This is a genomic window from Neptuniibacter halophilus (assembly GCF_030295765.1).
GTDB lineage: Bacteria > Pseudomonadota > Gammaproteobacteria > Pseudomonadales > Balneatricaceae > Neptuniibacter > Neptuniibacter halophilus.
This window is the reverse complement of record NZ_AP027292.1, coordinates 3,013,211-3,037,008: the sequence shown is the minus strand read 5'-3', so window position 1 is coordinate 3,037,008 and position 23,798 is coordinate 3,013,211. Positions and strand designations below refer to the sequence as shown.

The following is a 23,798-nucleotide window of genomic DNA, read 5'->3' as shown; positions in this document are numbered from 1 at the left end:
CTAGGCCTCCTCTTTACCCTGACCGTTGCGGATCAGCATGATCGGCAACACCAACACCACCAGCATGACAATTGCCACGGCGGATGCCATCGGCCAGTCACGGTTAAGGAAGAACTCGTCCCACAATACCCGACCTATCATCAGCGTATCGGAACCACCCAGCAATGCCGGAATGACAAACTCACCTACCGCCGGAATAAATACCAGCAGACAGCCGGCAATAACGCCCGGAATCGCCATCGGCAGCGTTACCAGGAAGAAGCTGGTGACCGGACGTGCGCCCAGATCTTCAGCCGCTTCAAGCAGCGTCATATCCATTTTCTCCAGCGCGCTGTATAGCGGCAGCACCATAAACGGCAGATAGGTATAAACGATACCCAGATAGACCGCGAAATCCGTCTGCAACATTACCAGCGGCTGATCGATCAGACCGATGGAGAGCAGAAACTCATTCACAATACCGTTCTTTTTCAGGAAACCCATCCAGGCGTAAACACGCAGCAGAAAAGAGGTCCAGAACGGCAGAATCACCAACGCCAGCAACAGTGCACGTTTGCCACCTTCACTGCGGGCAATCATGTAAGCGATCGGGAAAGCCACCAGCAGTGTAAAGAAGGTGGAGATCGCAGCAATCTTGATCGAGCTGAGGTAAGCATCCAGATAGAACGCATCCTCAATCAGGAACAGGTAGTTACCCAGATTCAGTTTTAACGCCAGATAGGCTTCTTCCAGATCCCACTCCACAATCGAGGTATAAGGAGGGATGGCAATGGCGGTTTCAGACAGCGAGATCTTGAATACCACCAGAAACGGGATAAAGAAGAAGATCGCCAGCCAGAGTGCAGGCACAGCGACTACCGCAAGACGTCCCCAGTTAATACGGCTGAGGAAGTTATATTTGGTCATTCGTGACGAAGGACCATTAATCCACGCTGATCCGGTTGAAGTACTCATGATGTCAGTACCACGCTGCTGTCTTCATCCCAGGAGAGGAACACTTTATCGTGCCAGGTGAAACGCTCGCCCATGTGGCGATTGAAGTTAGGCTGCGTAACCCGTACTTCCTTGCCGCTTGGCAGACGTACCCGGTATACCGACAGGCTGCCCATGTAGGCGATCTCTTCGATTTCACCCTGAATGCAGTTCACATGACCTTCCGGTTTATCGTGGCTGATCTTGATCTTCTCAGGACGCAGCGCAACGTGCACAATCTGCTCCGGTGCACAACTGATACCGTGGTTAACAAACAGAGTGGCACCGGCTTCAGCCGATTCGATACGTACAAACGATGGCTGGTCTTCAACCACCTTGCCTTCGAACAGGTTAACCGAACCGATAAACTCCGCGACAAATTTGCTGTTTGGATATTCGTATACATCGTGCGGTTCGTCGGTCTGCACAATGACACCGTGGTTCATAACACCGATACGGCTGGCCAGTGTCATCGCCTCTTCCTGATCATGCGTTACCACAACGAAGGTAACGCCGAGCTCTTCCTGAATATTGATCAGCTCAAACTGGGTCTCTTCACGCAGTTTTTTATCCAGTGCACCCAGCGGCTCATCCAGCAGCAGCAATTTCGGGCGTTTCACCAGTGAACGGGCCAGGGCAACACGCTGACGCTGACCACCGGACAACTGATGCGGCTTACGCTTGCCGAGGTGGCCGAGCTGAACCATATCCAGCATCTGCGCGACACGCTGTTTCACTTCGTTACGGCTGACACCTTCACGCTTCAGGCCAAATGCCACGTTGTCCTCTACCGTCAGATGAGGAAACAGCGCGTAAGACTGGAACATCATGTTGACCGGACGTTTCCATGGCTGAATACCCGCCATGTCAACGCCATCGATCAGAATCCGGCCGCTGGTCGGCGACTCAAAACCTGCCAGCATTCGCAGCAGGGTACTTTTCCCGGAACCGGAACCACCCAGAAGACAGAACAGCTCGTTCTTGTAGATATCCAGAGAGATATTGTCGACGGCAGTAAACTCACCAAATTTTTTGGTGACGTTTTCAATTTTCAGGAATGGCTCGGCGCCAGCCTGTTTCCACAGAGGCGTTTTGCTCGCTGCTGTAGAGTTCTGCGTATCGATCGGCTGAGAGGAAGTCATAACAAACCTCGGTTACTTATTATTATCAAGGGGAATAGGTGTTATCTGCTGAGTTACAACATAGAACCCTGATGAGCAGCATCATTCCCCGGTTGGAAGTCACTAAGTAAACATTCTTCAAACAGAACACTTAGTTAGTAACTCGCCAGAGGCAGTTGGGGGAAGCGTTGCTTCCCCCGGCATTATCAACGTCCTGTTTTCACGCTGGTCCAGGCACGTGTCAGAGCACGGTCGAACTTAGCGGTATGCGCGTTCTGTGTGAACAGGTTAGCTTTAACCTCTTCAGATGGGTAAATACCCGGATTGCCAGACACTTCCTTATCCAGCAGTGGTTCAGCCGCTTTGTTAGCCACGGCGTAGTAAACGTAGTTAGCAATACCCGCGCCACTTTCGGCTTCGAGCATGTGGTCAATAAACTTATGGGCTGCTTCCGGGTGCGGTGCATCAGCAGGGATCGCCATCAGGTCAAACCAGACCATTGTGCCCTCTTTTGGGATGCTGTAGCCGATCGTCTGGCCCAGGTTGTTTTCATCCGCACGGCTCTGAGACTGCAGCACGTCACCGTTATAACCCAGTGCTACACAGATCTCACCGCTGGCCAGATCGGCAATGTATTTACTGGAGTTGAAGTATTTGATGCTTGGACGTACAGAATCCAGCAGTTCCTTAGCCTTTTTCAGATCACCCTTGTTTTCAGAGTTAGGATCCAGACCCAGGTAGTTCAGAGCAACGGAGATCACTTCCGCCGGAGAGTCCAGCAGGCCGATACCGCAATCTGCCAGTTTCGCAGCCACTTCGGGTTTGAAGATCATATCCAGAGAATCGAGCTGAGCATTTTCACCCAGACGCTCTTTAACCATCGCTTCGTTGTAACCCAGACCAATGGTGCCCCATGCCCAGGGTACATTGTGTTTGTTATCCGGATCGTGACGGGCAATCTTATCCGTCAGAACAGTGTCCAGATTACCGTAGTTGGTCAGCTTGGAACGATCGATTTCAGCATAGATACCCGCCTGAACCTGACGTTCCAGGAAAGCACCGGTCGGTACAACAATGTCGTAGCCGCTGCCGCCGGACATCAGCTTGGCTTCCAGTACCTCGTTGGAATCATAAACATCGTAGTTTACTTTGATACCCGTCTTCTCTTCGAAGGCGGTGATAATGGCCGGGTCAACGTAATCGGACCAGTTGTAGACGTTCAGCACTTTATCTTCTGCGATCGCAGAAGTAGAAATAGCAGCACTCAGCGCAACGGCCAAGCCAAGTTTAGTGTGGTGCATATACATTCTCCATTTAGGCACGGCAGGTGTTAAAAAACACTTGTCATTCAGCATTTCTGACAGCGCTATCAACCTGATCGGTCTGGCAGTCACTCTACAGAAACTCTTTGTTTTTTTTATTATCCAGCCCAGCCCCTCAGCATTTCGGCTTAAGGCACTGGCGCTTTGGCCTAGTTTGGGAAGCTTCTTCGAGCTTCTCCTGACGCAATTGTTACGTTGTCTTAAAATTTACGTGACCCACTGCGCCATCTATATACCCCCCAAAGGGTATTTTGCCCCGGGAGGAGCAGATTTTCCGCTCCCGCCGGGGCAATTCATCATAGGAATCCGAGGTAAGACTCGTATTCAATGTCAGAAATCTGTGCGTGAAGTTTTCGCTGTTCCTGACGTTTGGCTGCGGTGTATACCCGGACAAACTCCTCACCCAGATACTCCCGCAGTACATCACTGCGGCTGAAGATATCGGTTGCATCATCCCACTTATTCGGCAGAACCAGATCCTGATTCTCTTCAGCGTAAGCATCACCATCAATTGGCGCAGGCGGCATCAGTTTATTCTCAATACCGTACAGTGCGCCGGCGAGCACGGTTGCCAGCACCAGATACGGGTTGGCATCTGCACCGGATACTCGATGCTCAATACGACGGGCTACCGGCGGGCTTTCCGGAATACGGATGGCTACGGTACGGTTCTCATAACCCCAGCTAGCGCACGTTGGCGCATGCGCTCCCACCATAAAGCGGCGGTAGGAGTTCATGTGCGGCGCAAACGCCAGCATGCTGTCGGCCATGGTATTCATCAGACCGGCCACCGCATGCTTGAGCACATCAGTACCCTCATCACCGCCGTTGTCGAATACATTGTTACCGGCTTCGTCGATCAGACTGAAGTGCACGTGGAAACCGTTACCGCTCTTGTTCGCGTAGGGTTTAGCCATAAAGGTAGCGGAGTAACCATGCTTACGCGCAATGCCACGAACCAGACGCTTAAACATAATTGCCTGATCACCCGCCTGCATCGGGTTAGGTACGTGATTAAGGTTAATTTCGAACTGACCCGGGCCCAGCTCAGAGATGATCGTGTCAGCCGGAACGCCCTGCTGCTCACACACATCACGAACTTCAGCAAAGAAAGAGGAGAGACCATCCATCTCATCGATGGAGTAGCAATCAGTTTCAGCCAGACGACGGCCGTGACCTTCCACCAGAACCGGTGGCTGAGGACGCTGAGTCTCTTCGGACTTACCATCCATCAGATAGAATTCAAGTTCAGTCGCAACCACCGGAGTCAGACCCAGTTTTTTGAAGCGGTCTACCACCGCATTCAGAGCCTGACGCGGGTCAGCGCTGAACGGAGTACCATCCGGGTTGAACATAGTAGCCAGAATCTGGTTACGTGGAGATTCTGCCCAAGGTACCGGTACAGGTGCATCATGTACCGGCATACAGATACCATCGCTGTCACCGGTCTCGAACACCAGACCGTTATCCAGCACATCATCACCCCAGAAATCAAAACCGATGACCGAACGGGGCAGCTTAACGCCCTCTTCCATGACCTTACTGGCAGCAGAAGCTGGCATCCGCTTACCGCGCAGATTACCGTTCAGGTCGGTTATGAACAGATCAAACTCTTTATCGTTATTAGAAGACATATACATTCTCTCTCGCACAAAGATGCGTGGTCGCCCGGTTAGTGACCGGGCTGTTTCCGAACACAGCTCCGTAGGTGCAGCGAATAACCGTGTCCATTCAGCGAATCTGCTTCATCACTCTGTATTAGAATAGAGCAAATCCGGCAAATGTGATCACAAACTTTTAATTAATGTGATCACATTTTGATTTTTTGGTCAAGAACCCTTTTAATAGCAAAAGGCTTTCACCCAAATTCGTGATCGCATTAGAATAGAAGAAATTTTCCAGGCCAATATGCACATGGACAAGAAATCTCCCATAGAAATTACCTTAACTGAGCGTGATGACGCTGTAACTATCACCCAGTGGGTATATCAGACCCTGCGCAACGCGGTGATGAACGGCCAGATACTCCCTGGCCGGGCACTGACGATCCGCGAACTGGCCGGCATTCTTGATGTGAGCCCGATGCCGGTACGCGAAGCCCTGCGCCAACTGGCCGCCGAAAATGCACTGGAAATTCAGGGCAATCGCCGGGTCATGGTGCCGCAGATGACCGCCATGAAGTTCAATGAACTCTGCGAAGCGCGCATTGCGATCGAACCCCATGCAGCGGCCCGGGCACTCCCCTATATAGACAGCAAACGCCTCCAGGAGCTGCGTGATCTGGACTATCTGATTGATCAGGCCCAGGCCGAAGAGAACCTCGAACAGGTGAATATACTGAACCAGAATTTCCACCGTGCCCTGTACACCGCCAACCCGCATCAGGTCACACTCCCCCTGATAGAAAGCCTCTGGTTACAACTGGGCCCCTTTATGCGCCTGGCCTCCAGTAAGCTCGAAGAACACTATCTGGTAGACCGTCATAATGAAGCGATGAGCGCCATTGAAAAGCGTGATGCGTTCGCTCTGCAACTCGCGATCAGTGCGGATATTCGTGAAGGTATCGCCTTTGCAGGCACCCCTGAACTGCTGCATAACTTCATCCAGCAGGCGACCGGCAGCAGCCGCTGACGACACTGTTTCAGCCCTGTTTTTTCTTCTGAACGGCACTTTTCAGGTGCCGTTTTTTTATCTTTTTTGCAAATTCATCTGAATAATTTATGTTGACTTTTAAGTTTTGTGATCACAAAATCCAATCAACAGATCGAGTGAACGCCCTTTCACCGGGCAATAATTTGATCACAAAATAAAATCAACTTTGCCAAGAGTCAGGCTTTCAGTTCACTGCTAAGCCTTGTTGGGAGAAAGAGATGCTAGACGATAAAAACACCTCCGCTGTCAGCACTGCCGAAATTCAGGCGCTCGATGCTGAACATCATCTGCACCCGTTTACCAATACCGGCGCGCTGAATAAAAAAGGTGCCCGTGTTATTACACGCGGCGAAGGCGTCTATCTGTGGGACAGTGAAGGCAATAAAATCCTCGACGGTATGGCTGGTCTGTGGTGCGTTAACATGGGCTACGGTCGAAAAGAACTGGTTGAAGCAGCAACTCAGCAGATGAATGAGCTGGCTTACTACAACACGTTCTTCCAGACTACACATACACCTGCAGCAGAACTGGCGAAAGAGATTGCCAGTGTGACGCCGGGTGACCTGAACCACATCTTCTTTGCTAACTCCGGTTCAGAGGCGATCGACACCATTATTCGTCTGGTTCGCCAGTACTGGGCCATTAAAGGCAAGCCTTACCGCAACATCCTGATCAGCCGTGAAAACGCTTACCACGGCAGTACTGTAGGTGGCACCAGCCTGGGCGGCATGACCGGTATGCACAAACAGGGCGCACCGCTGGTACCAAATATCGAACGTATCCGTCAGCCATACTGGTACGGCGAAGCCGGCGACATGAGCGAAGAAGAGTTCGGTATTGCCTGCGCTAAAGCACTGGAAGAGAAGATTCTGGAAGTCGGCCCCGATAACGTGGCAGCCTTCGTTGGCGAGCCGATTCAGGGTGCTGGCGGTGTTATCGTTCCGCCTGCTAACTACTGGGCGGAAATCCAGAAGATCTGTAAAAAATATGACATTCTGCTGGCAGCCGACGAAGTGATCTGTGGCTTCGGCCGTACCGGTAGCTGGTTTGGCAGCGAAACGCTGGGCATCACGCCGGACATTATCTCCATGGCGAAGGGCCTGTCTTCCGGCTACCTGCCAATCGCTGCTGTCGCCGTTGGCGGACGTATCGCCAACGCACTGATCGAGCATGATGATGATTTCAACCACGGCTTTACGTACTCCGGTCACCCGGTGTCCGCAGCGGTTGCAATTGCCAACATCCGCCTGATGAAGGAAGAAAAGATCGTTGAGTATGTGGCTGACGACATCGGCCCTTACTTCCAGCAGAAACTGCGCGAAGCGCTGGCCGACCACCCACTGGTTGGACACATTGAAGGCGTCGGTCTGGTCGCAGGTATCGCTCTGGTTAAAGACAAAGAAACCAAAGAGCTGTTTGGCGATGATATCGATATCGGCCTGATCTGCCGTGACCACTGCTTCAGCAACGGCCTGATCATGCGTGCAGTTGGCAGCCGTATGGTGCTGTCACCACCACTGGTGATCAGCCGCGATGAAGTTGACGAGCTGTGCGAAAAAGCACGTCACTGTTTTGATCTCACTCTGGAGTCCGTTTCTTAACGGCTACTGTACAGAGCTTCCTGCCAGTTACGTTGACCGATCTGACTTGAAGCTCTCTTTTACTGGCGGTGGCAACACCGCCGTTTTTTTTGTTCTGGCTAAACTAAAAAGCATACCGGATAATTTCACTTAATCACGAACCAGCATATCGAGTCAGGTTAAGGGGCATCTATGATTCAACGACACCACCAGGAACGCAATTCAGCCGATTGTTACAAACACCTGGCGTCTTTGATTGACCATACTCGCCTGCGCAGCTTTCCGAAGGCACTGGAAGACTACCTCTCGACCCTCTGCCATTTCGACACCATCCTGATGGTGACTTTCAAAAAATCCCTCAGGCCGATCATTCTTCACCCCAGCGATCCGGCTGAGCAAAGCCCGACACTGCGTAACTACCTGAGCAAAGCTTATGTACTCGACCCGCTGTTTAACAGTATTCAGGCGGGCAACACACCGCAGGTCAGCCGTCTGGTCGAAATAGCCCCCGACTCGTTTGAAACCTCGGAGTATTATCAGAACTGCTACAAAAACTTTGATCTGGTCGACGAGATCAACCTGATCATTGAACTTAATCAGGGCGTCAACTGCTCGATCTCTCTGGGTCGTAAAACTAATCTCGGCACCATTACCCGGGCTGAACTGCATCGCCTGCAGGAAGCCTACCCGGTGATCAACGCGCTGGTCCGTCAGTTCTGGCTGTCGCAGTCTCAGGAATACGTTAAGTACGAGAAATCCGACAGCGCCATGAAACAGGCCCTGAACACCTTTGGCAGCGGCGTGCTGACCCGGCGGGAGCAGGAAATTTCCGGCCTGATCCTGCAGGGACACTCCTCAAAGGCGATTGCCAGCATGCTGAATATCAGCCTGGGCACGGTCAAGGTCCATCGCAAAAACATTCATACCCGGCTTAACACCTCCACGCAGTCGGAGATCTTCACCCTGTTCCTCGCTCACCTCAACGAACTGGAAGCGGCTGCGGCATCCGCCTGAATAACGTCAGCGCGGCTACCTGACAGATAAAAAAATACCCGCATCTATAGCGGGTATTTTTTGTGGCGTGCTATGCAGGGAAGCTGTCCCTGCAAGGCCGGAACATTACTTAGGTTTATCTTCCGGCTCTTCGTTCTGGGTCGGCGGTGCGTCCTGCTCACCCGCCTGGAACATGCCCCACATCTGCATATTGCGGTCGGCAATGCGGTTCATCATGGTCAGCGGATTCGCCGCGCCCATCATGGTCTGCATCTGCTCACGGATACGGTCCTGGTGCTCCAGGAATGACGCTATACTCTGCTCAAGGTACTGGCTCATCATTCCCTGCATGCTGTCTCCGTAGAAACGAATCAACTGTTGCAGCACCTGATTAGTCAGCAGGGTACCGTGCCCTTGCGCTTCCTGCTCACTGATAATCTGCAGCAGGATATTCCGGGTCAGATCATTGCCCGTTTTAGAATCTTCAACCTTAAAGGCTTCACCATTCAGTACCAGTTGTTTGACGTCATCCAGTGTGACGTAGCAACTGCGTGAGGTGTCGTACAAACGGCGGTTTGTATACTTTCTTAAAATACGCAATGCACTAATCTCTCTTGTAACATTCCCTTGGGTATCTCTGATCACGTTGCCTGGATCAGTCTTTTTTATTATCAGAACCGGAACCGCCCAGACCTGAGGTCATGATCCCCATCATCAATTTTTGCAGCGCTTCCATAGAACCTAAACCGCTGGTCAGGTAGGGCTTGAAGAGAGTCAGAGGGTCATAGCCATCCACTCCGGCTTCCATCTGTTCAGTAATCTTGTCCATCATATCCTGCTGAAATTTCTGCACATCTGGCAAACCCAGCACCTTTCGCAGTTCTTCCGGGGACATATCAATATCGATTTTGAACTTCACACCCTGACTCCTTTACCAGGCCGAATAGTATTCTAATCCTATAGCAAAACTACGGCAGTGCAAAATAATCAAATCAATTGTTTTGCTGCACTTTTTCCGGATAAATCCATATCAGTGCCAACACAATCGCGACAGAACTGGCCAGTGCCGACACGCCGAAAGTAACACCGGCACCGAAGCTGCCCCACAGCACACCGCTGACATAGGCCCCGGATGCACCGCCGAGCCCAAATCCGAAACTGGAAAACAGCGCCTGGCCCTGCCCTTGTGTACGCGAGGTAAAATAGTGATGAACCAGTGCGATACCCACCGCATGCAGGCAACCAAAGGTGGCGGCATGAAAGGTCTGCGCCAGCAGCATCAGCGGTAACTGCTGAGGCAAAAAACCGATCAGCAGCCAGCGGATCACACAGAGCAACAGGCTGATCAGCATAATCCGGCGAAGTCCCCAGCGCTGTTGCAGCCGGTGCATAAAGATAAACACGATCACTTCGGCAACCACGCCGATCGCCCAGAGCATTCCCACCTCCGCCCGGGTGAACCCCACCTCAACCATCAGAACCGAGTAGAAGGTGTAATAAGCGCCATGCCCAAACTGAACCAGGAAGCAGATGATGAAAAAAGCCAGTACCTGAGGCCGCAGCAATAACTCTGAAAACCCCTGCCCCGCCCCCCTCTGTTGCGGATCAACCGGTACCGGATCTTCCTCCGGTATCAACAGGGTGTTCAACCAGATCAGCAACATCAGCCCCAGCATCAGCCAGGGCAGCCAGCGTATACTGATCAGATCCAGCAAGGCGCCTATCCCGGACACGGTAATAATAAAACCGATCGATCCCCAGAGACGAATCTGACTGTAACGGGATTTTTCCTGTCCGAGCTGATTCAGGGTTATCACTTCAAACTGCGGTAACACAGCGTTCCAGAAAAAGCTGAAACCCAGCATCACCAGACCGATGCCAAGGGCCCCTTCCTGAAAGAAAATAGCCAGAAACAGAATACAGGTCATCAGTGCGCCAAAGCGGACAATCTGTACCCGTCGGCCACTGCGGTCAGCAAGCCAGCCCCAGAGATTAGGCGCTACAATTCGCGACACATGTAGCATCGCCATCAGGCTGCCGATGGTCTGGGCGGTAAATCCGAAGGAGGTCAGGTAAAGGCTCCAGTAAGGAACCAGCGCACCCAGCAGGGCAAAATAGAAAAAATAAAATCCCGACAGGCGAAGGTAGTTGCCTTGTTGCGTCATAAATATCTTAACCAGTTACTCAGACCACCAAGGTTAACAGAAATAAAAAGGCCGGTTCAGGCATCCCTGAACCGGCCACGGGTCTTGCCTGAATATCAGGCCTGTTCCAGTGCATCCAGCAGGTACTGAGGCAGACCGAAACAGCCCAGATGACTCTGCGGGTTATAGTAACGGGTCTTGATACCGCTGGCCGCGTAACGCTTCTCCAGCTCAGCCAGATCAAGCTGACGCAGGGCCGGATTATCAGACCCCCAGGCCAGTGTCATGACCCCGCCGATATAGGTTGGTACCGCAGCCACATAGAAGCTCTGGTCAGCAAAGTAAGGGCTCAGACGACGACGGGTCGTAATCACCTCATCCTGCTGCAGGAACGGTACGCCGTTCTGGGCAACGAATATACCGCCTTCGTTCAGCAGGCCTTTACAACCTTCATAGAAACGGCTGGAAAACAGCACCTCACCCGGCCCCACCGGATCGGTGCAGTCAGAGATAATGACATCAAATTTCTCGTCAGTCTGATTAACGTACTCGACTCCGTCAGCAATCACGATGTTTGCACGCGGATCATCAAAAGCGCCCGCAGAATGCTTCGGCAGGTACTCTTTACACATATCGATCACAGCCTGATCGATCTCAACCTGAGTGACATGCTCAACAGACTGATGCCGGCAGACTTCACGCAGGATCCCGCCATCACCGCCGCCGATAATCAGGACACGCTTAGCATTGCCGTGGGCCAGAATCGGTACGTGGGTCAGCATTTCATGGTAAACAAACTCGTCACGTTCGGTTGTCTGGATAATGCCGTCCAACGCCATTACCGTGCCATACACCGGGTTGCGGAAAATAATCAGATGCCAGGAATCGGTCTGCTGCTCAAACAACACTTCCTCAACATCAAAAGCCTGACCATAGCCCTTGTGCAGGGTTTCTTTGTAAGTATTTGTCATCAGTTTTCTCTCAACTCCGGTGGCCTGTGGAAATCAGCATAGACCAGATCGGATTTATAAAAAGGTTATTCATCGGCCCTCCCGCGAACAGGTCTGACCGGCGCGCATTTATACCCCTAAACCGGTTAAAAACAAAGCAGTTAAGACAATTTTATCTGCTCCACCCGAGGTAACATTTTCACTCAAATGTACTAACATTTTCATTCAGGCCAATAAGTTAATTGCTCATTTTGGTGCGCCGGGCACCAAATGCAGGCAGGCGTTGTGCATATTAGAAACATGCGTAATACGCCACACCCCCTATAACTAAAGGCCTAGAGCAAAACTAATACTAAAGTCTAATTTGACCGGCGGGTTGGTATATATTCTGCTAGGTTTCTTAGTAAGCGTTATTTTATTAATTCTGTTCGCTATATTATTTAAAAAAAATAACAACAGAGCTTTTGGCAACATCGCCTAAAAAAACGGAGAGATAGAATGAAAAGACTTACCTCAGTAATCGCTACAGGTTTGGCTCTTGGTATGGCATTCGGTGTCCAGGCTGCCACACTGGAAGACGTACAGGCGCGGGGCAGTGTTTCCTGTGGTGTGAGTACGGGTCTGGCGGGTTTTTCCCAGAAGGATGAAAATGGCCAGTGGAGCGGTCTCGATGTAGACGTATGCCGTGCAGTTGCAGCAGCCGTGTTTGGCGATGCCAGCAAAGTGCAGTACAAGCCGCTGACCGCGAAAGAGCGTTTTACCGCGCTGCAGTCCGGTGAAATCGATATTCTTTCGCGTAACACGACCTGGACTCATACCCGCGATACGTCTCTGGGTCTGAACTTTGCGGGCGTGAACTATTACGACGGTCAGGGTTTCATGGTTTCTAAAAACCTGGGCGTTACCAGCGCACTGGAACTGGACGGCGCTGCGGTCTGTATCCAGGCAGGTACCACCACCGAGCTGAACCTGGCAGATTATTTCCGTGCAAACGGTATTACCTACAAGGCAGTTACTTTCGATACGTCTGACCAGACCCGTGCCGGTTTCGACAGCGGTCGTTGTGACGTGTTGACCTCTGACCAGTCTCAGCTCTACGCGCTGCGCATTGGTCTGCAGGATCCTTCCGGCGCTATGGTACTGCCTGAAGTGATCTCCAAAGAGCCACTGGGCCCGGTTGTACGTCAGGGTGACGATGCCTGGTTCAACATTGTTAAGTGGTCGCTGGCAGCGATGGTTGAAGCTGAATTCCTTGGCATCGACAGCGCCAACGCTGACAAAGCTAAATCTGAAGGTAAGCCTGAACAGAAACGTCTGATGGGCGTGGATACTGATTCCGGCGAGAAAATGGGCATCAGCAATGACTGGGCCTACAACATCGTTAAGCAGGTGGGTAACTACGGTGAAAGCTTCGAGCGCAACGTTGGCTCCGGCTCTCCGCTGAACATTGCCCGTGGTCTGAACGCCCAGTGGAACAAGGGCGGGATTATGTACTCAAACCCAGTACGCTAAAGAAGACACCACAGAGGGACATTTCATGTCCCTCTGTTGTTATTGTCGGTAACCTTCTGAAGTTAAGTGCGTAATTATGACTGAACAGACACCGGTGAAATCGTCACCTTCGTTCTTCAACAATCCGCGTAACCGCTCGATTATCTATCAGATACTGCTGTTTGTGGGTCTGGCCTATTTTTTCTACGGTATTGTCAGCAATACCATGGCCAACCTGGAAGCCCGCGGTATACAGAGTGGTTATGGTTTCCTCTCCACCACCGCCGGGTTTGATATTCTGATGTCGCTGATCGACTACGATGCGACTCACACCTACGGCAAAACCTTTGTCGTTGGCCTGCTTAATACCCTGCTGGTCTCGGCCATCGGTATTGTGCTGTCGACTCTTGTGGGCTTTATCATGGGCGTTGCCCATTTCTCCCACAACCTGCTGATCCGCAAACTGGCTACGGCCTATGTAGAAACCTTTCGAAATATTCCTCTGCTGCTGCAGGTTTTCTTCTGGTACTTTGCGGTACTGGCTGCGCTCCCCAGCGCCCGCCAGAGCCTGAGCATAGGTGAAGCGATATTTCTCAACGTTCGCGGACTCTATTTCCCCGGACTGATAGGTGAGCCGGGTTCGGGTCTCGTGTATGGCGCTATCGCGGCTGCCATCGCTGCCATATTTTTCCTCAAACGCTGGGCCAAGAAGCGCCAGGACGACACCGGGCAGCAGTTTCCGGTTTTCCTGACCAGCCTCGGCCTGTTGTTTGGCTTGCCGCTACTGGCACTGATAGTTGCAGGGTTCCCTTTTGTCTGGGACTTCCCGGCACTGAAAGGCTTCAACTTCCGTGGTGGTATCACGGTCATTCCTGAACTGATGGCGCTGACAATCGCGCTGACGGTGTATACCGGTGCCTTTATCGCCGAGGCGGTACGTGCCGGCATTCAGGCAGTTCCCCATGGCCAGACCGAAGCCGCACGCAGCCTCGGCCTGAAAGAGAGCAAGATCATGAAACTGATCATTGTTCCTCAGGCGATGCGGGTGATCGTGCCTCTGCTTAACAGTGAATACCAGAGTCTGGTTAAAAACTCGACGCTGGCAACAGCCATCGGTTACCCCGATCTTTTTACCGTATTTGTCGGTACCACCCTGAACCAGACCGGTCAGGCGATTGAGATCGTGTTTATGACCATGGCGGTTTACTTTGTTATCAACATGACGATTTCGTTCCTGATGAACCGCTTCAACGAAAGCGTTTCTCTGACCGAACGCTAAGGGGGCTGAATCATTATGCGTGAGTTTAAACCTTTACCATCACAACCCGCACCTCAGGACACCGTCGGCCCGATTCACTGGATCAAAGAGAACTTCTTCTCTTCAATCATCAACAGTGCCGCCACACTGATTATTCTGGCGCTGCTGGTGACTGTTCTGCCGCCTCTGTTTGACTGGCTGCTGTTTTCCGCTAACTGGTCGGGCACCACTCAGGATGCCTGCACCAAAGATGGCGCCTGCTGGGTGTTTGTTATTGCCTGGTCAAAACAGTTCTTCTACGGCAGCTATCCCGCTGAAGAGCTCTGGCGCATCAACCTCTGCCTGATTGCACTGATCGCGGTCATCGCATCATCACAGCTTCTGTCGAAAGAGCTGCGCGGCAAGATCTCTATTCCGGCTTTCCTGCTGCTGCCTTTCGTTTCCATCCTGATTCTGGATGGAAGCTGGATCGGTCTGGAATATGTCTCTACTGACTACTGGGGCGGGTTCTCCCTGAACGTGCTGCTGGCGGCTGCCAGTATCATCATCGCCTTCCCGCTGAGCTTCCTCTGGGCGCTGGGGCGTCGTTCGGATATGCCATTTATCCGCAGTGTCAGCGTAATCCTGATCGAGTTTTTCCGTGGCGTTCCGGTACTGGCCCTGTTCTTTATGGGTTCGGTTATGCTGCCACTGTTCTTCCCGGAAGGGACTAACGTCGATAAGCTGCTTCGTGTCTGGATCGTGCTGACCCTGTTCATGGCGGGCTACATGGCCGAAGTGTTCCGTGGCGGATTCCAGGCAGTGCCTAAAGGCCAGTATGAAGCAGCCGACTCCCTCGGCCTGAGCTACTGGCAGAAAACCCTGCTGATTATCCTGCCGCAGGTTATTAAGATCTCTATGCCAAATATTCTGGCAACCTTTGTCATGCTGTTTAAGAACACGACGTTCTTGCTGATCATCGGTATCTTCGAGGTACTGAGTACAACCCAGACCGCCCTGACCAACTCTAACTGGCTGGGTGGACATTCGACCGAGGGCTACCTCTTTGTCGCCATCATCTTCTGGATCTGTTGTTACAGCATGTCACGTATCAGCGCCTCCATCGAACGCAAGCTTGATACCAGCCATAGGAATTAAGAGGAAATCCTTGTGAGTACAGAACAAGAAAATCGCATCGAAAATAATGAAGACATTATCGTCATCAAGGATCTCAACAAATGGTATGGCGAGTTCCACGTACTGAAAGATATCAACCTGCAGGTTAAAAAAGGTGAGCGGATCGTTATCTGCGGCCCATCCGGTTCAGGTAAATCAACCATGACCCGCTGCATCAACCGTCTCGAAGAGTTCCAGCGCGGCTCACTGACGGTGAACGGCGTGGAGATGATTGAAGATGTGAAGAATATCGAAGCGATCCGCCGCGAGGTGGGTATGGTATTCCAGCACTTCAACCTGTTTCCGCACCTGACCATTCTGGAAAACCTGACCCTCGGCCCGATCTGGGTACAGAAAAAGCCGAAGAAGGAAGCGGAAGCCACCGCAATGAAATATCTGGAGCGGGTTAAAATTCCGGATCAGGCGAATAAGTTCCCGGGGCAGCTCTCCGGTGGTCAGCAGCAGCGTGTGGCGATCGCCCGCTCGCTGTGTATGAACCCCGAAATCATGCTGTTCGACGAGCCGACCTCAGCACTCGACCCGGAGATGATCAAAGAAGTACTCGATGTCATGATCGAGCTGGCGGAAGAAGGGATGACCATGCTTTGTGTAACCCACGAGATGGGTTTTGCGAAGAAGGTCGCAGACCGGGTTATCTTTATGGATGCCGGTGAGATTGTCGAACAGAACACGCCGGATGAGATCTTCAATAATCCGCAGACCGACCGTCTGCAGTTGTTCCTGAGCCAGATTCTGGATCACTGATCTACTGGTTCGACCTTCCAGCGAAACAAAACCGCTGCCTGCATCACAGGTAGCGGTTTTTTATTTACAGCGGCTGACCCGCTTCATCCTCTTCAACCCACTCCTCTTCCTGCAATGCATCCTCAACCCACTGCTGCATCGCCGGCAGGGCCAGCAGCCGCTGCATATAGGCTGCGGCGGGGGCTGACAGTTCCGGAGCATAGGTTTCAAACCGCAGTGCCACAGGCGCAAAGAATATATCTGCAATGCTGAATTCACCGAATAACCAGGGTGCCCCGCTATCCCGCTGCAGCAGATCGCACCAGAGCTGATCGATGGCAGCCACATCCCGTAGTGCAGCTTCGCTGAGGTCAACCCGGCGTTTTGCGCGGCAGTTCATCGGCATCTCATTACGCAGCGCCGCATAACCTGAATGCATCTCCGCAGCCACAGAGCGGGCTCTGGCACGCTCAGAGGGGTCTTCAGGCCAGCCCCGCCCCTGAAGACAGGTTTCATTCAGATACTCACAGATCGCCAGTGAGTCCCACACAGTTACTCCATTGTCGATCAGTACCGGTACTTTCGCCGCCGGGGTGTGCGCCTCAAGCCGGGTATAAAACTCAGGCGTAAACAGATTCAGTTTTGTCTCCCTGAAAGGCACCTCGAACGCTGCCAGACACAACCAGGCACGCAGTGACCAGGATGAGTAATTTTTATTGCCGATAATCAGTTCCATTGCCGTCCTCCATTTAAGGCACCTGAAAAGAAGTTTCTTCATTCTGGCAACTTGCACTTCGCCTGACTAACGCATAATTTTGATGGTTTCTATTTACGCTGGTAATGGGTTGGAACTCACCATGGATATAGACGCACTGAGAAGCTTTATCGCTTTTGTCGATACCGGCAGCTTTACCCGGGCAGCGAAACAGATCTGCAGAACCCAGAGCGCCATCAGCATGCAGATGAAAAAGCTGGAGGAGGAAACCTCCCAGACGCTGTTTGTGCGCGAAGGACGAAATCTCGCGCTGACCGATCAGGGCCAGCAACTGGTCAGCTATGCACGCCGGATTCTGGCACTGCATGATGAGGCGCTGGGACAGTTTTCAGGCAGTGGCGATCACCCTCCCCTGACGCTGGGGTGCCCGGACGATTACGCCGAATCCATTCTGCCCGACCTGATAGAACTGATCAGACAGCAACGCCCAAGGCTTAACTTCAGGGTGCGCTGCGACACCAGCAGCCAGTTACGCCTGCTGCTGGATGCGGGAGAGATCGATGCAGCCATTCTGACCCGCGCACCGGAAGCGGAGGAGGGGTATCTGCTTAAACATGACAGTGGTATCTGGGCCCATGGCGGCTACCCGGATCTGCTGCAACAGGCAGTGCTGCCGCTGGTACTCTACGAAGCCGACTGTAAATTTCACAGCAGCGCCGTGGACGGACTTGAAAAACAGGGTATTCACTACCGGCTGGTCTGCCGCTCATCCAGTGCCACCGTATTGAAAAGCCTGCTGCGAAAAGGACTGGGACTCTGTGCGATGGCCAACTCCAGCCTCAGTGCCGGGCTCTGTCCGGTACCTTCAGGGGTTTTACCACCTCTGCCGGCGGTAGATATCGTACTGGCCGTAGCGCCACGGCCCCACCCGCTGTTTGACAGCGCATTGGCCGCCGGCCTGAGTAAAGCCTATTTCAGTGGAGCAGATCAGAGCGCAGCAGCATAACGCTCCTGCAGAATCGAAACCCGGCGCACGTAAGCCCGGGTTTCCTCATAGGGCGGAACCCCCTTGTAACGACTGACCGCACCCGGCCCGGCGTTGTAGGCCGCCGTCGCCAGACGCACATCGCCAGAAAAGTTTTTCAGCAGTTCCGCCAGATACTTCGTGCCGCCCTCAATATTCTGTTCTACATTGAAGCTGTTGCTGACCCCCAGATCCCGGGCGGTTGCAGGCATCAGTTGCATCAGCCCCTGCGCCCCGGCTCTGGATACCACATCGGCGCGAAATGCGGATTCCGCATGGATCACGGCTCTGACCAGCGCTTCATCCACCGCGTATTTCTTCGCCATGGAGCGTACCTGTTCGCGATAGGCAGACAGGTTCAATGGCGTGTTGTGCCAGTCCACTTTAGAATCCAGACGACAGGCGTAACAGTCAAAGCGTAACACCTCAAAACCGGTATCAATCGGGCGCTGGTCGGAGAATGAGATCACCCCGCTCTGATTACGGTATTTGTAAACCTGTGTCGTGGAACCGCGTTGTTGATTGGTGAAGTGTACGCCGCGCTCACGATCGCTCAGATTGGTGAACTCGACACGCCCGTCCGGATGCACAATCTTGCGGATCTCCCCGGCCTGAACAGACAAAACCGGCCCGACAGCCATCAGCGTCAGACAGATCATCAGTCGGTTAAGCGGTGCAGGTAAGCTCATCATAAACGCCAGTTTAGCAGGCTTTTAAGCGAATCATCAGACCTCTTTAGGGGGCAATACCAGAGATGAGAACAACAGCCCGGTTACCAGCGCAATGGCTACAAAGCTCATGCTAAAGGCAGTATCGATCCCCTCCAGTACATTTTTTTCCACCAGCAGAGAAAGGCTCTGAAAGCCAACACTTCCCGGTACCAGCAGAATAATCCCCGGCATCAGCATCACCCCACGGGTGATTCCTGAGAGGCGTTCAAACAGATTGGCCACCACTCCGGTCGTAAAAGCACCGATAAAGGCCCCCATCACCTGACCAAACATCTGCGCGCCATACCAGGTCGTGGCAAAGGCGATCAGACCACCTAATATCACCCAGTGCAGATCCCGCGGACGGCTCTGGAACAGAAAACAAAGCCCGACCCCGGCAATCATAATGGCCGGCCACAGGGTCCAGTCCGGCAGGTACCAGTGCAGGGTTACATCCTGAGCCGGAAACAGCCCCATCCCGACGGCATTACCTATCGCTACCCCAAAACCGATCTGCAGAAAGATCGTCCCGGAATAGACTAATCGGGCGGTGCCCGAGACCATATTCTGCCGCGCCAGCTCAGCCACCGCCGTGGTCAGTGGCAAACCCGGCACCAGCACAATCACCCCGGCCACGGTCGCAATATAGGGGGAACTGAGCCATCCCAGACTGGCAACAAAGTTGGCCAGCAATGCCGAAATCATTGCCGAGAGCGTCGGGAACAGATAACGCAAAGAGTCGGTCTTTAAGAACTTAACCGCGATCAGCCCGGTCAGCATACCAATGATCAGTGCGACGCCAATCTCCGGTACCGCGCCGCCCAGCAGGTGCGCAATACCCGCCGAAAGCAGGCCAAACCCCGCCATCTGCCCTTTAACACCAAACCTTACCGGCGCATTGTTGATCGCCTTCAGCTCACCGGCACCATCCGCCACACTCAGACTACCCGACATCACCCCGCGCACCACATTATTCACCTGAATCTGGCGCTCAAGATTAACCTCGCCCTGTTCAACCCGGAAAACATAGGTTTTAGGCTCCGGTTCTTCCGGATGGGAGAAGCTCATAATCAGATTGGTCGGCTGAGCCAGACACTGCACCCCAAAGCCCAGCGTCTGCCCGACCTGCTTCATCGTCGCTTCCAGCTCATAAGCTGTCATGCCGTTGGTATGCAGCGCTTTAGCCAGACGCAGCATAAACCCGACCGGCAACGTGCGTGGCGGGAAATTGGGCTGTTTATCCAGAGAGATATGATCCAGCAGATCAAACGACATAGACATGGCTCGTACAACGAAAATTGGGAAAATAAAAAAGGGTAAATTATCACTAATTTACCCTTCCCGAAGCGACAGATCTGAGATCAGGTCAGGTAATCACCGGAATCTCGCTGTTCACATCAGCATTCTGCGCCCGATCACGTAACAGGTGGTCCATCAATACAATGGCCATCATCGCTTCGGCAATAGGCGTTGCCCGGATACCGACACACGGGTCATGACGCCCTTTAGTCACCACCTCAATCTCTTCACCACGGGCGTTGATGCTACGGCCCGGAAGACGCAGGCTCGAGGTCGGCTTCAGCGCAATATGGGCGGTAATTGACTGACCAGTGGAGAGACCGCCGAGAATGCCGCCAGCATGGTTAGAGAGGAAACCTTGCGGCGTCATCTCATCACGATGTTCCGTGCCTTTCTGCTCGATGCAGGCAAAACCATCACCGATCTCAACCCCTTTAACCGCGTTGATACTCATCAGCGCATGCGCCAGGTCAGCATCCAGACGGTCGAAGATCGGCTCACCGAGACCAACCGGAACACCGGTGGCTTCGACGCTGATACGGGCACCGATGGAATTACCCTCTTTACGCAGAGCATCCATATATTCTTCCATTTCAGGAACGATCGCAGCGTCCGGGCAGAAGAACGGATTCTGCTCAACCTGAGACCAGTCAAAGCGGGCCATATCGATCTTCAGCGGCCCCAGTTGTGACAGGTAACCACGTACCCCGATGCCTTTGCTGGACAGATATTTCTTAGCGATCGCACCGGCCGCCACGCGCATAGCGGTTTCACGGGCCGAAGAGCGGCCGCCGCCACGGTAGTCACGGAATCCGTATTTATGGCTGTAAACATAGTCGGCATGGGCCGGACGGAACGTCTCTGCGATATTCGAGTAGTCTTTGGAACGCTGATCGGTATTTTTGATCAGCAGACCGATCGGCGTGCCTGTGGTGCGTCCTTCAAATACACCGGACAGAATCTCCACCTCATCCGCTTCACGACGCTGGGTGGTATGGCGAGAGGTGCCCGGCTTGCGGCGGTCCAGATCCAGTTGCAGATCCGCTTCGCTCAGCTCAATGCCCGGAGGGCAGCCATCGACGATACAGCCCAGGGCTTTACCGTGGCTCTCACCAAAGGTAGTAACTGTGAACAGCTTACCGTAACTATTTCCTGACATCGCCGTGTTCCATCCAAAAACTCACTAAAAACAAGGGGCGGGATTATAGCAGATTAAATCTGATCCCTGTATTGCATAAGATCGGCTGCAGTGATGGCGAATACACCGTTGCCACCGCGCTCAAACTCCAACCAGACCACAGGCAGTTGCGGGTACTGACTCATAAGATGCACTTCGCTGTTACCCACTTCTACCACCAGCAATCCGTCATCAGTGAGATAGTCATTGGCTTCGCGCAGAATCCGTCGGGTTATATCCAGCCCATCCGGGCCGGAGCCCAGCGCCAGTTCAGGCTCATGTCCGTATTCATTCGGCATACTTGCCAGATCCGCCGCGTCTACATACGGTGGATTACTGACAATCAGATCATAACGCCGCCCCTGCAAACCGGAGAAAAGATCACTTTCAATGGCGTGAACCCGCTCGGTCATCTCATGCTTTTCGACATTATGCCTGGCAACATCGATTGCATCGCCGGAGATATCAGCCAGATCAACTTCCGCTTCAGGGAACGCATAAGCACAGGCCAGACCGATACAACCGCTGCCGGTACAGAGATCCAGCACCCGATCCACCGGCCCCGGGCGCAACCAGGGAGAAAACTGGTTTTCGATCAGCTCAGCAATAGGCGAACGCGGAATAAGCACCCGCTCGTCAACGTAGAAAGGCAAGTCACAGAACCAGGATTCGCGGGTAATATAAGGCAACGGGATGCGCTCCTCGGCGCGTTTGCGAATAAACTCCAGCACCCGGCGCTTTTCCTGCAACGTCAGACGCCCGTCAAGCACCTGAGGGTTCGCATTCCAGGGCAGGTAGACCGCCGCCAGAACCAGTTGAGTCGCTTCGTCCCAGGCATTATCGGTACCGTGACCGAAATAGACCTGATGTTCACTAAACTGACTCATGGCATATCGGATATAATCACGCAGACTGTGCAGCTGATTTTCAATCGTTGCGGGCATCCCGGCTTGTTCACTCATTCAGTCGACACCGATTGTTTGATAAATTAGTCGCGCCATCTTAATAAAACTCTAGCAGGAACACCATGAAAGACCCGCACGACACCGCAAATGACGAGGATTCATTCCTGCAGGCGATGCAGGGTGTCAGCCGGCATCATCATGACCGGGCCGACCTGAGTAAAACCAGCAGCCGGCAGAAACAACTGAATGCGGATTATCGTCGTCAGGCTGCGATGCAGGAAGAACACAAGGTGATTGACGGCCTGTCCGATGAAGCGGTGGATCTGGTGGAGTCCGGCGAGGAGCTGCTGTTTGCCAACCCCGGCGTCCAGCTACGTCTGCTGAAGCGAATGAAACAGGGGCATATCCCCTGGGAGCAGGGTCTGGACCTGCATGGTTACACCGTCGATCAGGCACGAGACCAGCTGAGTAAGTTTATTCTTGATGCACGCCGTAACGACTGCCGCTGTGTGTTAGTGGTTCACGGCAAAGCCCACTCCTCCGGCAGCCAGCAGGCATTAATCAAATCTTACGTCAATGAGTGGCTCAAGCGCCTCGACGGCGTGCTGGCCTTCTGCTCTGCTCAGGCCCGGGATGGCGGCGCGGGTGCGCTCTATGTGCTTCTGAAGCGGGAGCGGTGATCAGTTAATCGGATCACCCTTTTCCAGAGCTTCAAGTTTATCTCGGGCTGCAAGGCGACCATACTCTATCGTCTCTGCCGCCCGATGAAACTCATAAAAACTGCACAGATCTTTGGGAATACGAATCACCAGATCCGGCGGATAACCGGCGATTTTATATTCCGCCAGACTCGCCTGCATCACCTCAACGGAGTTCAGGAGAATATCCATCCGCCCGCCCAGCACATGATTCTTCTGCGCTTTGACGCGATCCCGTTTTTCGATGTTCGCATTAGGTGCCTGCCACTCATCGCTCATCCCGCTGCGCTTCAGATATTTATTGCTCGGAAGCCGGAGATGACTGTGACTGGAATCGCCGGTGTTGAGATCCACCGCAATAATCAGGTCGGCCTGCGCGGCAACCGCGGGAATAATCGGCAACGGGTTGAGCACCCCGCCATCAACCAGCACCCGCTCCTCCTTGATCACCGGGGTGAACATCCCAGGAACCGCCACCGAGGCACGAATCGCCTCCAGCAGGGAGCCCTTCTGAAACCAGACCTCTTTCTGATGGGCTATATCGGCCGCCACCGCCGTGTAATCGACAGACAGCTCTGCGATATCAGGGTTGCCGAGAATTTCCGCGAGCTTTACAAACACCCGATCGCCACGAATAGCGCCGTGGGAGAGGGTAAAATCCAGTAAACGGACCACCTTCATCCAGTTAAGACTGAGTACCCAGTCACGATAATCACTGAGTTTGCCCGCCGCATACATGCCGCCTACCAGAGCCCCCATGGAACTACCTGAGATCGCAACGATTTGATAACCCCGACGTTCAATCTCCTCGATGGCACCAATATGGGCGTAGCCCCTGGCTCCACCACTGCCCAATACAAGAGATACAGTAGCCATGCGTTTCCCCTT

Annotated in this window: 23 protein-coding genes; 9 read left to right on the top strand and 14 right to left on the bottom strand. The window is 53.1% G+C overall.

Annotated features, from left to right (window positions below; all coding sequences use genetic code 11):
• The 4 genes from QUD59_RS14175 to QUD59_RS14160 all read right to left on the bottom strand — a co-directional run bounded on the left by QUD59_RS14175 (nt 1) and on the right by QUD59_RS14160 (nt 5,049).
• Complete coding sequence (locus QUD59_RS14175) at nt 1-954, bottom strand: ABC transporter permease subunit (RefSeq protein WP_286237771.1); 954 nt, start codon at nt 952-954, stop codon at nt 1-3.
• Nucleotides 951-2,114: an ABC transporter ATP-binding protein gene (locus tag QUD59_RS14170; RefSeq protein WP_286237769.1), complete on the bottom strand. Its 1,164-nt coding sequence runs from the start codon at nt 2,112-2,114 to the stop codon at nt 951-953. The genes QUD59_RS14175 and QUD59_RS14170 overlap by 4 nt, the downstream gene beginning before the upstream one ends.
• A gap of 185 nt (nt 2,115-2,299) precedes the next feature.
• On the bottom strand, nt 2,300-3,394 hold the full coding sequence (locus tag QUD59_RS14165; RefSeq protein ID WP_286237768.1) for a polyamine ABC transporter substrate-binding protein: 1,095 nt from the start codon (nt 3,392-3,394) through the stop codon (nt 2,300-2,302).
• Between the two features lie 317 nt (nt 3,395-3,711).
• A complete protein-coding gene (locus QUD59_RS14160; RefSeq protein WP_286237766.1) occupies nt 3,712-5,049 on the bottom strand; it encodes a glutamine synthetase family protein in 1,338 nt (445 codons plus the stop codon).
• A gap of 280 nt (nt 5,050-5,329) precedes the next feature.
• Between QUD59_RS14160 and QUD59_RS14155 the strand changes: the two genes are divergently transcribed.
• The 3 genes from QUD59_RS14155 (at nt 5,330) to QUD59_RS14145 (ending at nt 8,661) form a co-directional block, all read left to right on the top strand.
• On the top strand, nt 5,330-6,046 hold the full coding sequence (locus QUD59_RS14155) for a GntR family transcriptional regulator (RefSeq protein ID WP_286237763.1): 717 nt from the start codon (nt 5,330-5,332) through the stop codon (nt 6,044-6,046).
• 239 nt (nt 6,047-6,285) lie between these two features.
• Nucleotides 6,286-7,668: an aspartate aminotransferase family protein gene (locus QUD59_RS14150; protein ID WP_286237762.1), complete on the top strand. Its 1,383-nt coding sequence runs from the start codon at nt 6,286-6,288 to the stop codon at nt 7,666-7,668.
• A gap of 171 nt (nt 7,669-7,839) precedes the next feature.
• On the top strand, nt 7,840-8,661 hold the full coding sequence (locus QUD59_RS14145) for a helix-turn-helix domain-containing protein (RefSeq protein WP_286237761.1): 822 nt from the start codon (nt 7,840-7,842) through the stop codon (nt 8,659-8,661).
• Between the two features lie 105 nt (nt 8,662-8,766).
• On the opposite strand, the gene phaR is transcribed toward QUD59_RS14145, so the two are convergent.
• The 4 genes from phaR to speE form a co-directional block, all read right to left on the bottom strand.
• A complete protein-coding gene (gene phaR, locus QUD59_RS14140; RefSeq protein ID WP_286237760.1) occupies nt 8,767-9,240 on the bottom strand; it encodes a polyhydroxyalkanoate synthesis repressor PhaR in 474 nt (157 codons plus the stop codon).
• 55 nt (nt 9,241-9,295) lie between these two features.
• Nucleotides 9,296-9,559: a DUF6489 family protein gene (locus QUD59_RS14135; protein ID WP_286237759.1), complete on the bottom strand. Its 264-nt coding sequence runs from the start codon at nt 9,557-9,559 to the stop codon at nt 9,296-9,298.
• Nucleotides 9,560-9,632: 73 nt separating this feature from the next.
• Nucleotides 9,633-10,805: an MFS transporter gene (locus tag QUD59_RS14130; RefSeq protein ID WP_286237757.1), complete on the bottom strand. Its 1,173-nt coding sequence runs from the start codon at nt 10,803-10,805 to the stop codon at nt 9,633-9,635.
• A 95-nt stretch (nt 10,806-10,900) separates the two neighbouring features.
• Entirely contained in the window at nt 10,901-11,755 is an 855-nt protein-coding gene (gene speE / locus QUD59_RS14125) for a polyamine aminopropyltransferase (RefSeq protein ID WP_286237756.1), read from the bottom strand.
• A 477-nt stretch (nt 11,756-12,232) separates the two neighbouring features.
• Here speE and QUD59_RS14120 point away from each other — a divergent pair, with 477 nt between their 5' ends.
• The 4 genes from QUD59_RS14120 (at nt 12,233) to QUD59_RS14105 (ending at nt 16,403) form a co-directional block, all read left to right on the top strand.
• A complete protein-coding gene (locus QUD59_RS14120; RefSeq protein WP_286237755.1) occupies nt 12,233-13,246 on the top strand; it encodes an amino acid ABC transporter substrate-binding protein in 1,014 nt (337 codons plus the stop codon).
• A 76-nt stretch (nt 13,247-13,322) separates the two neighbouring features.
• The gene (locus tag QUD59_RS14115) at nt 13,323-14,504 is read left to right on the top strand and encodes an amino acid ABC transporter permease (protein ID WP_286237754.1); all 1,182 of its coding nucleotides are present in this window, start codon (nt 13,323-13,325) and stop codon (nt 14,502-14,504) included.
• 15 nt (nt 14,505-14,519) lie between these two features.
• Entirely contained in the window at nt 14,520-15,620 is a 1,101-nt protein-coding gene (locus QUD59_RS14110; RefSeq protein ID WP_286237753.1) for an amino acid ABC transporter permease, read from the top strand.
• Nucleotides 15,621-15,632: 12 nt separating this feature from the next.
• The gene (locus QUD59_RS14105) at nt 15,633-16,403 is read left to right on the top strand and encodes an amino acid ABC transporter ATP-binding protein (protein WP_286237752.1); all 771 of its coding nucleotides are present in this window, start codon (nt 15,633-15,635) and stop codon (nt 16,401-16,403) included.
• Between the two features lie 64 nt (nt 16,404-16,467).
• Here QUD59_RS14105 and QUD59_RS14100 read toward each other — a convergent pair whose 3' ends face one another.
• Nucleotides 16,468-17,118, bottom strand: a complete 651-nt coding sequence (locus tag QUD59_RS14100) for a glutathione S-transferase family protein (RefSeq protein WP_286237751.1) — start codon at nt 17,116-17,118, stop codon at nt 16,468-16,470.
• Between the two features lie 121 nt (nt 17,119-17,239).
• Between QUD59_RS14100 and QUD59_RS14095 the strand changes: the two genes are divergently transcribed.
• Complete coding sequence (locus QUD59_RS14095; RefSeq protein ID WP_286237750.1) at nt 17,240-18,103, top strand: LysR family transcriptional regulator; 864 nt, start codon at nt 17,240-17,242, stop codon at nt 18,101-18,103.
• Here QUD59_RS14095 and QUD59_RS14090 read toward each other — a convergent pair.
• The 4 genes from QUD59_RS14090 to prmB form a co-directional block, all read right to left on the bottom strand.
• Nucleotides 18,085-18,810, bottom strand: a complete 726-nt coding sequence (locus QUD59_RS14090; protein ID WP_286237749.1) for a lytic transglycosylase domain-containing protein — start codon at nt 18,808-18,810, stop codon at nt 18,085-18,087. The two genes, QUD59_RS14095 and QUD59_RS14090, sit on opposite strands and share 19 nt — an antisense overlap.
• Before the next feature lie 36 nt (nt 18,811-18,846).
• Nucleotides 18,847-20,106 carry a threonine/serine exporter family protein gene (locus QUD59_RS14085; RefSeq protein ID WP_286237748.1) on the bottom strand — a complete coding sequence of 420 codons (1,260 nt, stop codon included), beginning with the start codon at nt 20,104-20,106 and terminating at the stop codon, nt 18,847-18,849.
• 91 nt (nt 20,107-20,197) lie between these two features.
• Nucleotides 20,198-21,289, bottom strand: a complete 1,092-nt coding sequence (gene aroC, locus QUD59_RS14080; RefSeq protein ID WP_286237747.1) for a chorismate synthase — start codon at nt 21,287-21,289, stop codon at nt 20,198-20,200.
• 53 nt (nt 21,290-21,342) lie between these two features.
• Nucleotides 21,343-22,269, bottom strand: coding sequence for a 50S ribosomal protein L3 N(5)-glutamine methyltransferase (gene prmB / locus QUD59_RS14075; RefSeq protein ID WP_286237746.1), 927 nt, complete (start codon nt 22,267-22,269; stop codon nt 21,343-21,345).
• 65 nt (nt 22,270-22,334) lie between these two features.
• Between prmB and QUD59_RS14070 the strand changes: the two genes are divergently transcribed.
• Nucleotides 22,335-22,892: a Smr/MutS family protein gene (locus tag QUD59_RS14070; protein ID WP_286237745.1), complete on the top strand. Its 558-nt coding sequence runs from the start codon at nt 22,335-22,337 to the stop codon at nt 22,890-22,892.
• Here QUD59_RS14070 and QUD59_RS14065 read toward each other — a convergent pair whose 3' ends face one another.
• Nucleotides 22,893-23,786, bottom strand: coding sequence for a patatin-like phospholipase family protein (locus tag QUD59_RS14065; RefSeq protein WP_286237744.1), 894 nt, complete (start codon nt 23,784-23,786; stop codon nt 22,893-22,895).
• Between the last annotated feature and the right edge of the window lie 12 nt (nt 23,787-23,798).